This window comes from Sphaerisporangium sp. NPDC049002 (assembly GCF_040649355.1).
GTDB lineage: Bacteria > Actinomycetota > Actinomycetes > Streptosporangiales > Streptosporangiaceae > Sphaerisporangium.
Map to the genome: position 1 here is coordinate 1 of NZ_JBEZFH010000224.1, position 12,246 is coordinate 12,246.

Annotated in this window: 10 protein-coding genes and 1 riboswitch; of the genes, 4 read left to right on the plus strand and 6 right to left on the minus strand. The window is 69.1% G+C overall.

What is annotated here, in order from left to right; all coding sequences use genetic code 11:
- Positions 1 to 255: 255 nt before the first annotated feature.
- Positions 256 to 945 carry a hypothetical protein gene (locus AB0B89_RS30545; RefSeq protein WP_358559715.1) on the minus strand — a complete coding sequence of 230 codons (690 nt, stop codon included), beginning with the start codon at positions 943 to 945 and terminating at the stop codon, positions 256 to 258.
- Positions 942 to 1,493, minus strand: a complete 552-nt coding sequence (locus AB0B89_RS30550) for an RNA polymerase sigma factor (RefSeq protein WP_358559717.1) — start codon at positions 1,491 to 1,493, stop codon at positions 942 to 944. The genes AB0B89_RS30545 and AB0B89_RS30550 overlap by 4 nt, the downstream gene beginning before the upstream one ends.
- A gap of 189 nt (positions 1,494 to 1,682) precedes the next feature.
- A riboswitch (guanidine-III (ykkC-III) riboswitch) is annotated at positions 1,683 to 1,751 on the plus strand.
- A gap of 6 nt (positions 1,752 to 1,757) precedes the next feature.
- Here AB0B89_RS30550 and AB0B89_RS30555 point away from each other — a divergent pair.
- Both AB0B89_RS30555 and AB0B89_RS30560 read left to right on the plus strand, forming a co-directional pair.
- Positions 1,758 to 2,009, plus strand: a complete 252-nt coding sequence (locus AB0B89_RS30555; protein WP_358559719.1) for a hypothetical protein — start codon at positions 1,758 to 1,760, stop codon at positions 2,007 to 2,009.
- Positions 2,010 to 2,072: 63 nt separating this feature from the next.
- Positions 2,073 to 2,438, plus strand: coding sequence for a VOC family protein (locus AB0B89_RS30560; RefSeq protein WP_358559721.1), 366 nt, complete (start codon positions 2,073 to 2,075; stop codon positions 2,436 to 2,438).
- A 124-nt stretch (positions 2,439 to 2,562) separates the two neighbouring features.
- On the opposite strand, the gene AB0B89_RS30565 is transcribed toward AB0B89_RS30560, so the two are convergent.
- Complete coding sequence (locus AB0B89_RS30565) at positions 2,563 to 3,015, minus strand: hypothetical protein (RefSeq protein ID WP_358559723.1); 453 nt, start codon at positions 3,013 to 3,015, stop codon at positions 2,563 to 2,565.
- A gap of 150 nt (positions 3,016 to 3,165) precedes the next feature.
- Here AB0B89_RS30565 and AB0B89_RS30570 point away from each other — a divergent pair, with 150 nt between their 5' ends.
- Positions 3,166 to 3,615 (plus strand): GNAT family N-acetyltransferase, encoded by a 450-nt coding sequence (locus tag AB0B89_RS30570; protein WP_358559725.1) that lies wholly within the window; start codon positions 3,166 to 3,168, stop codon positions 3,613 to 3,615.
- Between the two features lie 26 nt (positions 3,616 to 3,641).
- Here the strand turns inward: AB0B89_RS30570 and AB0B89_RS30575 are convergent, their stop codons facing one another.
- Entirely contained in the window at positions 3,642 to 5,654 is a 2,013-nt protein-coding gene (locus tag AB0B89_RS30575; protein WP_358559727.1) for a molybdopterin-dependent oxidoreductase, read from the minus strand.
- Between the two features lie 749 nt (positions 5,655 to 6,403).
- Here AB0B89_RS30575 and AB0B89_RS30580 point away from each other — a divergent pair.
- On the plus strand, positions 6,404 to 8,755 hold the full coding sequence (locus AB0B89_RS30580) for a lysylphosphatidylglycerol synthase transmembrane domain-containing protein (RefSeq protein ID WP_358559729.1): 2,352 nt from the start codon (positions 6,404 to 6,406) through the stop codon (positions 8,753 to 8,755).
- A 14-nt stretch (positions 8,756 to 8,769) separates the two neighbouring features.
- On the opposite strand, the gene mgrA is transcribed toward AB0B89_RS30580, so the two are convergent.
- Together mgrA and AB0B89_RS30590 are read right to left on the minus strand one after the other, a co-directional pair.
- On the minus strand, positions 8,770 to 9,777 hold the full coding sequence (gene mgrA / locus AB0B89_RS30585; protein WP_358559731.1) for an L-glyceraldehyde 3-phosphate reductase: 1,008 nt from the start codon (positions 9,775 to 9,777) through the stop codon (positions 8,770 to 8,772).
- Positions 9,774 to 11,858 carry a S9 family peptidase gene (locus AB0B89_RS30590; protein WP_358559733.1) on the minus strand — a complete coding sequence of 695 codons (2,085 nt, stop codon included), beginning with the start codon at positions 11,856 to 11,858 and terminating at the stop codon, positions 9,774 to 9,776. The genes mgrA and AB0B89_RS30590 overlap by 4 nt, the downstream gene beginning before the upstream one ends.
- Positions 11,859 to 12,246: the final 388 nt, after the last annotated feature.

The following is a 12,246-nucleotide window of genomic DNA, read 5'->3' on the forward strand; positions in this document are numbered from 1 at the left end:
GGGACGAACTGAGGGAGATCATTATGATCGACTACACGACCAGGTGGTCCCTTCCTCGTGGCAACTGGGTGGTCCCATCAGGCTGGCAAGCGACAGGCGAATCCAATCATCGATGAGCGACATCACTGAGGGTGCTGAAACAACAGCCATGTGTGATCAGATGCGGGCAGCGGGGGGCGCGGTAAGGGTCAGGCGAGAGCCTTCACCACCAAGAGGCCGGCGGGAGCCGAATCCGGCGCCGTGCGCTGAGAGGGGTTACCGCACGCCCTTCGCCCCGGAGGGAAGTCTCACCAGCGTGCAGGGGGCTATCTCGCTCCCCGGCGCGGCCAGCCAGCTTCCGAGAGACCACCGGTAACTGGAACCCTTGCCCCCCAGGCTGAACTCCATCACCAAGGTCTCCCCCGGCCGGATGAAGCGCGGAGAGATCTTGAACCTGCTCATGGAGATCGGTTGGGTGACGTCGCGGGACCGCCAGTGCTCCAGTCGCTCGAACTCGGCGCGTTCCCTTCTGGTCATCGTGCGGGGATCGGGTGAGCTGTACGCCCAGTCCACGCTGGTGAAACGGCCCGGCGCGCACTGTTCGCCCGGTGGTGAATACGTAACGTCGGCGGGGATTCCCTGGGCGATCAGCTCGGCCTGCAATCCTTCCGGATCCTGCAGTTCGTAGATCGTCACGGTGATCGTGCCGTCGGGATTCCTCGCGACCGCGTAGGCGGCCGACGCGCCACCCCACACCATAGGGATCGCGACGGTGAGCACGGCCACGGCGGCCACGGCCAGGAACCGGCGAAGGGAAACGGTCGCGGACGGGGTCACCGGCACGGCGACGGGCTCGACCGCTGTTGCCACGGTGATCTCCTGAAGCAGGTCGCGTGCGCCTGGGGTCATGCCGGGGCCCGGGTCGGGGGCGATCGAGGCGACCAGGCCGTCGATGTCGGTGTTCACGGGTGCCCCTTCAACAGTGCGACGGCGCGCGGGCCGTAGCGGGCGAGGTCGAGATCGGCGGTGTCCAGTTCCCTGGCGAGGCGTTTCCGGGCACGGTGCAGGCGCAGGCGGACGGCCCCGCGTGAGCAGCCCAGAACGGTCGCGATCTCCGCGGTGTCCAGGCCTTCCCAGCTCACCAGCGACAACAGCTCCCGGTCGTCGGGGCTGAGCCGCTGGAACGCCTCCCGGATCACACCGGTGTCCTGGCGCGGAGTGGACTCGTCCCAGGCCGCCAGCTCCGCGCGGAGCCGTACGGCGAGGGCGGTCCGCCGCGAGTCGCCGCGGCGCTGATTGGCGAGGACGTTCCGCGCCACGCCGTACAGCCAGAGCCGGGCCTGCTCCCCCTCGGGGATGTCGCCGACGCGGCGCCAGGCCGTCGTGAACGTCTCGGAGATCGCGTCCGCCGCGTCGTCGGGCGAGTCCGTGCGCCGCCGGAGGTAGGCGAGGAGGTCCGCGTAGTGGGCCTTGTAGATCTCCTCGAAGCGCTGCCGGGGGTCTGGAGGTCCCACGCCGCCGTCCTTCCGATGGGGGACTGTTCCCTCAGCCTTCCGGGGAGGGCTGGTCGTCAGCCACACATGTCCGGATATCCAGAAGCGTTTCAGGATTCCCATAAGAAAGTTGTCCGCGTCGTCCAGGCAGGGCGGTGAGATGTCTCACCAAGAACGGATCGGAGGAGTGAAGTTTGCTAGGTTCCTGGGCAGAGGCCCCGTACGGGGATCTCCCGGACGAGTAGTGCGTCGTACCCGGCCCAGCGAAGACGACGCGCGCACACCATGACTCAGATCATCCAGATCGCCGGCGCGATCATCATTCTCTCCGCCTTCCTGCTCGCGCAGTCGAAGGTCGTGAACTCCGAATCCAAGGTCTACCTCGCGCTGAACCTCGCCGGTTCGGCGGTGCTCACCTGGGTGGCGCTGGAGGACCGCAACTGGGGGTTCCTGCTCCTCGAAGGCGTATGGGCCATCGTGTCGGCGGTGAGCCTGGCGCGCGTGCTGACCGGGAGAGATCCGGCCGCCGAGCACTAGGAAACCGGCTTGACGGTTTTACCGGTGTTGCGCTTGGCTGTGCGCATGATTGGCATTCACACAGTGACCGTTGACTGCGCCCAGCCGTACGAGCTCGCGCAGTGGTGGCACGAGGCCACCGGCTGGCCCTTCCACGAGGCGACGGAGAAGGACGACGACGAGGTCATGCTCATGGCCCCGAGCGAGCCCCATCTGCTGTTCATCCGGGTTCCCGAGGGCAGGACGACCAAGAACCGCGTCCACTTCGACGTGACGGCACAGGGGGACGGCACCCGCGACGAGGAGGTCGAGCGGCTCGTCGGGCTCGGTGCCAAGCGGTACGAGGACCACCGCAACCCCGATGGCTCGGGCTGGGTCACCCTGCTCGATCCCGAGGGCAACGAGTTCTGCGTGTGCCGGAGCCAGGCCGAGCGCGACGCCGCGAGCTGACCTTGTAGGGCTCCTCGGAAAACGCGGCGCCTCCCGGGGAACGTCACCCGGGAGGCGGAGTGTGACGCGACACCCGGAGAAGTCGCGCGCGAAGGTCACCGGGCCGGTTGCGCCCTTGGGGGTGCTACTTGGCCGACTGGGCCCTTCCCCTGAGGGACAGGGTGAGGATGGCCGCGATCAGGTACACCAGCGCGCCGCCCCACAGCGCGTCCCAGGCGGCGCCGAACACGCCTTCCTGGTCGAAGACGAGCTGGACGGGATACATCACGACGGCGGCGAGGACGCCCGGGTAGAGGGCGAACCTCCACGGGTGGCGCAGCGACCAGAGCCTGGCCTGGCGGGTGACGCGGTCTCCCACGTTGGGCTTGCTGACGGCGCCGACGGAGGCCACCAGGCTGAAGATGCTGATGCCCAGGCAGAGCGCCCAGGTCAGATCGGCGGGTCCTGGGAGGACGACTCCCATGACATAGCTGATCGCCGCGCTCGCCCCACCGGTGATCGCCGCGGCCTTCCAGGGCGCGCCCCGCAGGGCCGCGCCGGCGAGCGACATCTCGTCGCGTCGAGTCAGTTCGTTCATGTCCACCAGATTGCCCTGTGTCACGGGGTTGGCACATCGGGGGACAACCCTGGTTGTTCCCCGGGTTGCCGCGTCCGGGATCAGCACAGGGGCCGGCGTGGCCTCCGCGTATCGGAGTCCACGTCAGGAGGGCATCGATACTCTTTGAGCATGTCTGTGATCTTTCGTCCCGCTCGCCGGGAAGACGTGCCCCTGATCGTGGCCATGCTCGCCGACGACCCGATCGCCGCGGCGAGGGAGGGCGACCCGTCGGACGAGGTCTACCTGGCCGCCTTCGAGGCCATCGACGCCGATCCCCGGCAGGAGCTGGTCGTGGCCGAAGCGGACGGCGAGGTCGTGGGCACGATGCAGCTCACGTTCATCCCGGGGTTGTCCCGCAGGGGCGGCGAGCGGGCCCTGATCGAGGCCGTACGGGTGGGCGCCTCCATGCGAGGGCGGGGACTGGGCCGCGCGATGATGGCGTGGGCGGTCGACCGTGCACGTGAGCGGGGCTGCCGCATGGTGCAGCTCACCAGCGACAAGGCCCGCGCCGACGCCCACCGCTTCTACACCTCGCTCGGCTTCGTCGACTCCCACGTGGGCTTCAAGCTGAGCCTCTGACGCCCCACACCGGACCTCCGACGCGATCACACCAGGGGCGCGATCTCCACGAGGTTGTCGTGGTAGACGGGGCCCCTGCCCATGTCGGCGTCGCGCTCGTCGACCAGGACGTTGACGTTGGCCCCACCGCTGAACTTCGGCCAGTTGCCCTTGGTCGTCGCGACGACCCCGGGGGCGATCCTGTCGCTGATCTCCAGCTCCGCGGTCATCTCGCCGTTGTCGTTGAACACGCGGACGCGCTGCCCGTCGCTCAGGCCCCGGCCCGCGGCGTCCTTCTCGTTCACGAGGATCTTCGGCCCGCCGGCGCGGCGCGCCAGCTCGGGGTTGTTCCCGAACACCGTGTTGAGGAACGTGTGGGCCGCCGGAGTGATGAGCGCCAGCTTGTACGGCCCGTCCACGCGCGCCGAGAAGGGCGGGACGTACCCCTGGTTCTCAGGGACGAACTCCAGCTTGCCGGACGCCGTGGGGAACCCCTCGGTGAAAGGCACGAACGGGGCCGGATAGTTGAGCCGGGCCCATCCCTCCTCGCGCAGGCGCTCGACCGTGATGCCGTCCAGCGCCGGGTGCCCCCCGGACAGGAGCTGCTCGGCGATCTCCAGGTCGGAGTCGTAGAGGGCGGGCTCGGTCAGCCCCAGGCGGCGGGCCACCCTGCGGAAGGTCTCCGTCGTGGACAGGCATTCGCCGGCCGGGGGGACCGCGGGCTCGTTCCAGACCAGATACATGTGGCCGTATCCGTGGTGCAGGTCGGTGTGCTCGAACTGCATGGTCGCCGGGAGCACGATGTCGGCGTAGTCCACCGTGTCGGTGGGGAACTGCTCCATCACCACCGTGAACAGGTCGTCCCTGAGCAGCCCCCTGCGGACGCGGTTCTGGTCGGACGTGCTGCCCATCGGGTTGGCGGCGTAGACCCACAGGCACTTGACGGGCTTCGCGGTGTCCGCAAGGCCTTCGGCGAGCCGGGTCATCGTCAGCGTACGTACCGGCTTGCCGAGCAGGTCGGGCCGGGTGTCCGCCTGGATGGGGACGTGGCCGCTGGTGGAGTACGCGACGCCTCCCCCGGGGTGCTTCCAGTCACCGGTCACGCCGGGGATGCAGGAGATGACGCGCATGGCCGTGCCGCCGCCCTGGTGGCGCTGGACGCCCATCGTGGCCCGGATCCCGGTCGGACGCGTGTGCGCCAGGCGTACGCCGAGGGCACGGATGTCCTTCTCGGGGATCCCGGTGATCTCCGCCGCCACCCTCGGGGGATATTTCCGGATTTCTCGCTCGAAGTCCTCCCAGCCCGTGGTGTGGTTCTCCAGGTAGTCCCGGTCCTCGGCGCCCTCGTCGAGCACCACGTGCATCAGCGCGAGGGCCAGGGCGGCGTCGGTGCCCGGCCTGATCGCCAGGTGCTCGTCGGCCTGGTCGGCGGTACGGGTCCTGATGGGGTCGATGGCGACCACGTGGGCCCCACCGGCCCGAGCCTCCTGGATGAACTTCCACAGATGGTGACCGCTGGTCAGGGTGTTCGTGCCCCAGAGCAGGACCAGCTTCGACAGGGCGAACGTCTCGGGGTCCATGCCGCCCGGCGTCCCGTTCGTGTGCCTCAGCCCGGTGTTGCCGGCCCTGGCGCAGATGTTCAGATCGTGTTTCGACGCGCCCAGCGCGTTCCACAGGCGCCGCCCGGCATCTCCAGACTCGCCCTGGATGTAGCCCAGCGTCCCGGTGCCCTGGTACGGCCAGATGGCCTCGCCGCCGAACTCGTCGATGATGGCGGTCAGGCGCCTCGCGATCTCGTCGAGAGCCTCGTCCCAGGTGATGCGCTCGAACCGGCCCGACCCCTTCGGCCCGACCCGGCGCATCGGGTGAAGGATCCGATCGGCGGCCTTGGTGTGCTCCAGATAACGATTGACCTTCACGCACAGGGCGCCACGGGTATAGGGATGATCACGGTTGCCTCGGAGGCCCACGGCCTCGCCGTCCTCGACCGTCACCACCCACGAGCAGGTGTCCGGGCAGTCCAGCGGGCAGGCACCCAGAACCTTCAGCGCACGGGTCATGCGTCAACGCTACATGGGCGCCTCGTGACCGTGCGATGGTGTCCGGGCGGGTGACGACCCACCTGCCACCTGGGGCGACTCACCAGTCCATACTTACGGACGATGCGCGCCCGCCGCCCGTACCGGCACCATGGATCACGTCCCGTCCATCTGATCCCTGTGTGGCGAGCGCGCCGTAGAGTGTCAGCGAATGGCCGGGGTGCACCAGTTCGCCGGCGACGTTCGAGGCCCGCGCCGGGGGAAGGCGAGTGCCGAGACAGGTCGCCCGAGCGTGGTCGGCTCCGCGCCATCACTGATGAACAGAGCTTAGGGAAAGATCATATGACCCGAGACGTGCGCAGACGCCGGCGGTGACCGACATAAGGGAACGCGACGAGGCACAGGAGGCCGCGGGGGGAGAAATCTCCGTGGCCGGACCTCCTATGACCTCCGAGAGCCCGGAAACCAGGTCGGTTCCCGCCTCGGTCGCCACCCCCTCGGCCGACGGCGGCTCCCCGGTCCCCACCGCCTCCACGGACCCTTCCCAACCCTCCGGGACTTCTATCGGTCGCTCGGACACGGAGGACCTTTCCGAGCCGTCCGGGACTTCTCCCGGTCTCTCGGACACCGACCTTTCCGAGCCCTCCGGGACTTCTCCCGGTCTCTCGGACACGGAGGACCTTTCCGAGCCGTCCGGGGATTCCGCCGGCCTCGCGGAGACCGACCCTTCCGAGCCCGGTGGGGCTTCCGCCAAGCTCACTGAGCCTGTCGTGCTGGTCGTCGAGCCGCTGCTGCCCCAGCGCATCCGCCGGCCGTCGGACGCGCTGCGCTTCCTCGCCAGCCTGCTCGCCCTCACCGCGGTCGTCCTGCTGGCCCTCGTCGCCAAGCAGACGCTGAACGGCCTGGAGGCCGACGTCACCGACGGTACGAGCCGGGCGCCCGATCTGCTGATCGGGGTGGCGAGCTTCCTCGCGGGCACGGCCGTTCTCGCCGTCCCGGCCGCCTTCGCCGTCGAGCGGGTGTTCCACCGCGACGGGCTGCGCGTCGCCGAGGGCCTCATCGCCGCGATCATCGGGATGCTCGTCTCGTTCGTACTCGGCGAGTGGCTCGCCGCGGCCGGACCGGACGACCTGCGCCAGCTGCTCACCGGGGGACGCCAGGTCGAGCCGCTCAACACCCTGCTCACCTCGGTCGTCGCCTACGTCACCGCCGTCCGCATCTCCCGTCGCCCGACCTGGCGGGCCCTGATGTGGATGGCGATCGCCCTCGACGTCTTCGCCCTGTTCACCGGTGCCGAGGCCACCGCGCTCGGCGTCTTCGTCACCTACCTCGTCGGCCTGGCCGTCGGGTACGCCACCCTGTACGTCGTCGGCAGCCCCAACACCCGGCCGCCCGGCGGCACCGTCATCGCCGCGCTCCGCCGCCTGGGGTTCGTACCGGCCAAGGCGCGGCGCATCCCCGACGACGCCCAGGGCAGCCGCCGTTACGCCGTGACGATGTCCGACGAGCGCCGTTACGACGTCACCGTGCTCGACAGGGACCGGCAGGTCGCCGGGGTCCTCTACCGGCTCTGGCGGCGGATCCGGCTCAACTCGGAGACCCGACGCCGGGCCATCCGCTCGCTCCGCGCCGAGCTGGAGCGCGAGGCCCTGATGGCGTACGCCGCCCAGGCCGCAGGGGTGAACACCCCGTGCCTGGTGGGCACCAGCGAGATCGGCACGGACGCCGCGCTGCTGGCGTACGAGCACCTGGAGACCCGGGCGATCGAGGACGTCCCGGACGAGGAGCTGGACGACGAGCTTCTCATCAAGATCTGGAAGCAGGTGGAGCTGCTCCAAGCCCAGCGCCTCGCCCACCGCCGTCTCACCGGGGACAGCATCCACATCGGCACCGGCGGCGACGTGGTGCTGATGGACGCCCGCAGCGGCGAGATCGCGGCGGGCGACCTGCTGCTGCGCCTGGACGTCGCCCAACTGCTCACCTACATCGCGCTGCGGGTCGGCCCCGAGCGCTCGGTCATGTGCGCGTCAAAGGTGATCCCCAAGCAGGCGCTCGCGGGCGCGCTGCCGCTCCTGCAGCGCATCGCCCTGACCAGGGGCACCCGCGCCGAGGTCAGCAGGGACAAGGAACTGCTCCCCGCGCTCCGCGAGAACATCCTCGCCCTCACCCCGCAGGTCGAGGTCGAGGAGATACGGCTGGAACGGTTCCAGCCCCGAACGCTCGTCACGATCATCGCCAGCGCGCTCGCCGCGTACTTCCTGCTCTCCCAGCTCAGCAGGGTCAACCTCGTCGAGGTCGTCACGTCGGCGAAATGGGGCTGGGGCGGCATCGCGCTCGCCGCGGCCGGCATGAGCTACGTCGCCGCCGCGCTGATGCTCCGGGGCTTCGTCCCCGAGAAACTGCCCCTGGGGCGCACGGTGCTCGCGCAGTTCGCGGGCTCCTTCGTCAAGCTGGTGGCGCCGGCCGCGGTCAGCGGCGTGGCCATCAACTCCCGCTACCTGCAAAAGCGCGGCATCTCACCCGGGCTCGCCGTGGCCAGCGTGGGGGCCTCGCAACTCGTCGGGCTGGGATCCCACATCCTGCTGCTGCTGTTGTTCGGGTACGCCACGGGCACCAAGGCGGCCCCGTCGGTGAGCCCGTCCCGGGGCCTGGTCATCGGCCTGCTCTCGGGGGCGGTGCTCGTGCTGGTCGTGCTCGCCGTGCCGCAACTCCGGCGCATGATCACCGCTCGGATCCGCCCGCTGTTCTCCGGGGTGATCCCAAGGCTGCTCGACGTGCTGCAGTCGCCCCGCAAGATCCTCGAAGGCTTCAGCGGCACGCTCCTGCTGACGCTCGCCTTCGTGGTCTGCCTGGACGCCTGCGTGCGGGCCTTCGGCGGCTCGCTGAGCTTCGCCGCCGTGGCCGTGGTGTTCCTGGCGGGCAACGCCATCGGCTCCGCCGCGCCCACCCCTGGCGGGCTGGGCGCGGTCGAGGCCTCCCTCTCGCTCGGCCTGACGCTCTCGGGACTCCCGGGTACGGTCGCCACCTCGGCCGTGCTGCTGTTCCGGCTGCTGACCTTCTGGCTGCCGGTGCTGCCCGGATGGGCGTCCTTCGCCTGGCTCCAGCGGCGCAACGCCCTCTAGGCCCTCGCGACGGGCTAGACGATCGGCGTGCCCGGCTGCGCGATCTCCTTCTCGATCGCGGCGAGCTCGTCGGACGAGAAGCCGAGCTTGTCCACGGCCGCGACGTTGTCCTCAAGCTGCTTGACGCCGCTGGCGCCGATCAGCACCGAGGTGATCCGCGAGTCGCGCAGTACCCACGCCAGGGCCATCTGCGCGAGCGACTGGCCACGGCCGGAGGCGATCTCGTTCAGAGAGCGGACCCGCTGGAGCACCTCGTCGGTGAGCTGGCTCGGCCGCAGGAACCGCTCCTTGGCCGCGCGGGAGTCCTCCGGTACGCCCTTGAGGTACCTGTCGGTCAGCACGCCCTGCGCCAGCGGTGAGAACGGGATGCAGCCGACGCCCTCGTCCTCAAGGACGTCGAGCAGCCCGTCCTCGACCCAGCGGTCGAACATCGAGTAGCGCGGCTGGTGGATGAGCAGCGGCGTGCCCATCTCCCGCAGGATCCTGGCCGCCTCCCTGGTCTGCTCGGGCGTGTAGTTGGAGATGCCCGCGTACAGGGCACGGCCGGACCGTACGGCGGTGTCGAGCGCGCCCATCGTCTCTTCGAGCGGGGTCTCGGGGTCCGGCCGGTGGCTGTAGAAGATGTCGACGTAGTCGAGCCCCATGCGCGACAGCGACTGGTCGAGGCTCGCCAGGACGTACTTGCGGGAGCCCCACTCGCCGTACGGGCCGGGCCACATGTCGTACCCGGCCTTGGTGGAGATGATCAGCTCGTCGCGGTACGGCCGGAAGTCCTGGGCGAAGATCTGACCGAAGTTCGTCTCGGCGGAACCGGCCGGCGGGCCGTAGTTGTTGGCGAGGTCGAAGTGGGTCACGCCCAGGTCGAAGGCCCGGCGAAGCGTGGCCCTCTGGGTGTCGATCGGCTTGTCGTCGCCGAAGTTGTGCCACAGCCCGAGCGACACCGCGGGCAGCTTGAGCCCGCTCCTGCCGGTGCGGTTGTAAGGCTGCCTCTCGTAGCGGTCGTCGGATGCCGAGTACGTCATGTCGTCTCTCCTGTGTCTTCGGTCTTTCCCGCGCCGACCCGGTCGAGGATCCACGACAGGGTGAACGCCTCCTCGCGCCACGCGTCGTACCGGCCGCTCCTGCCCCCGTGACCGGCGCCCATCTCCGTCTTCAGGAGGAAGGGCCCACCGCCTGCGGTGGCGCGGAGCCGGGCGATCCACTTCGCGGGCTCGTGGTACAGCACTCGGGTGTCGTTGAGGCTGGTGATCGCGAGGATCGGGGGATATATCCGGTCATCGACGTTCTCGTAGGGCGTGTACGACTTCATGTACTCGTAGACGTCGGCGTTGTGCAGCGGGTCGCCCCACTCGTCCCACTCGATGACCGTCAGCGGCAGCGACGGGTCGAGGATCGTGTTGAGCGCGTCCACGAAGGGGACCTCGGCCACCACGCCCGCGAACGCCTCGGGCGCCAGGTTGGTCACCGCGCCCATCAGCAGGCCGCCGGCGGAACCGCCCCTGGCGACGATGTCGCTCGACCACCCCGACTCCTTCAGATGCCGGGCCGCGGCCACGAAGTCGCTGAAGGTGTTCTTCTTGCGGGTGAGCTTGCCCTCCTCGTACCACCGCCTGCCCATCTCGCCGCCACCTCTGACGTGCGCGATCGCGAAGACCAGGCCACGGTCGAGCAGGCTGAGCCGTGCCACGGAGAAAGAGGGATCGATCGAGGCCTCGTAGCTGCCGTAGCCGTACAGGACCGTCGGCGCGGGCCGCTCCGTGCCCTTCTTCACGACGATGGAGATCGGGATCCTCGTGCCGTCGTCGGCGACCGCCCACTCGCGGAACTGCTCGTAGTCGCCGGGCTCGTACCCGCCGAGCACCGGCCGACGCTTCAGCAGGATGAGCTCGCGGTTGCTGAGGTCGTAGTCGTACACCGAGGGCGGCGTCACCATCGAGGCGTACGCCAGCCGCAGCCTGCCGGTGTGGAACTCGGGGTTGCCCGCGGGCTCGGCGGTGTGGATGGGCTCGGGGAACGAGATCTCGTACGGCTCGTCGTCCGACGGCAGCACACGGATGCCGGTGAGGCCGTCACGGCGGAAGTGGACGACCACGTGATCGGAGAACGCCTCGACGTCGAGCAGCCGGGTGTCCTCGCGGTGCGGGATCAACGGCGTCCAGGCGGCGGGGTCGTCGATGGGCGCGGTGGCCAGCTCGAAGTTCTCGGCGCCCTCGTTGTGCAGGACCAGGAAGCGGTCGCCCGCGTGGTCGATGGAGTACTCGACGCCGGTCTGGCGGGGCCGCACGACGGTGAACTCCCCGGTGGGGTAGTCGGCGTCGAGGATGCGCGCCTCGCTGGTGATCTTGCTTCCGGCGCCGAGGACGAGGTAGCGCTCGCTGCGGGTGAGCCCGATGCCGACCCAGAACCGCTCGTCGGTCTCCTCGTAGACCAGCACGTCCTCGTCGGCGGCCGTGCCGATGATGTGGCGGTAGACGCGGTACGGGCGCCACGCCTCGTCGACGGTCGTGTAGAAGAACGCGGAGCCGTCGGCCGACCAGGCGCCGCCGTAGAAGATGCCCGGGATCTCGTCGGGCAGGATCTCGCCGCTTTCGAGGTACTTGAACCGCAGCGTGAAGCGCTCGTTGCCGCTGAAGTCGGTGGAGTAGGCGAGGGTGGTGCCGTCCGAGCTGATGGACGAGGTGCCGATGGCGAAGAACGGGCTGTCGCCGGCCAGCTCGTTGCCGTCTAGCAGGACCCGCTCGCCTTCGAGCGGCACTCCCGGCTTGAGCTCGGGAGGAGTGTCACCCGTCGCCAGGAGGCGGCACTGGATGCCGTACTGCTTGCCCTCCTCGGTGCGGGAGTAGTACCACCAGCCGCCCTTACGTGTGGGGACGGAGAGATCGGTCTCCAGGGTGCGGCCCTTGATCTCCTGGAAGATCGACTCTCGGAGGTCTTCGAGGTGTTCGGTCTCGCCCTGGGTGAAGGCGTTCTCCGCCTCAAGGTAGGAGACCGTGTCCGGGTTGTCCTTGTCGGCCAGCCAGGCGTAGTCGTCGATCACGGTGTCGCCGTGATGAGTGCGTTCGGCCGGAACCTTCTTCGCCACGGGAGGCGTGTCGCTGCTCACATCGCCGAGTCTATGGCTCGGACTTGGCGGCCCAACTGGCGTGACGCGGGCCTGTGAATGCCGACTGTGCTCCGGTGCCCGCGAAGGCTGCTAATCTTCTGTTGTCGGCATCGCCCGGCACAACCCCAAACCTTCGCCTCGGCGATCTGGCGTGGGCACGTGCCTGTGGTGAAGCGGATACCCCACGAGCTTCGAAGATCTGAGATTGGGACTTGCACTACCCGGTCTCATCCGGTAAGTTAGAGGGGTTGCCCTGGAGACAGGGTGGTCTGAATCCTAGCGGGTTCGGGTGGCTGGAAGTCAAGTGCCTGGAAAGGCGCGGTTTGCTCCCGGTTAAACGGCCTTGTAGGATGAAGACATACGAGATGGAAGCCCCGGAGTTCGGACC

What these genes read in the sequence shown, in the direction of transcription:
- AB0B89_RS30575 (WP_358559727.1), bottom strand. Translation starts at nt 5,654, where the DNA reads ATGACCCGTGCGCTGAAGGTTCTGGGTGCCTGCCCGCTGGACTGCCCG.
- mgrA (WP_358559731.1), bottom strand. Translation starts at nt 9,777, where the DNA reads ATGACGTACTCGGCATCCGACGACCGCTACGAGAGGCAGCCTTACAAC.
- AB0B89_RS30565 (WP_358559723.1), bottom strand. Translation starts at nt 3,015, where the DNA reads ATGAACGAACTGACTCGACGCGACGAGATGTCGCTCGCCGGCGCGGCC.
- AB0B89_RS30570 (WP_358559725.1), top strand. Translation starts at nt 3,166, where the DNA reads ATGTCTGTGATCTTTCGTCCCGCTCGCCGGGAAGACGTGCCCCTGATC.
- AB0B89_RS30555 (WP_358559719.1), top strand. Translation starts at nt 1,758, where the DNA reads ATGACTCAGATCATCCAGATCGCCGGCGCGATCATCATTCTCTCCGCC.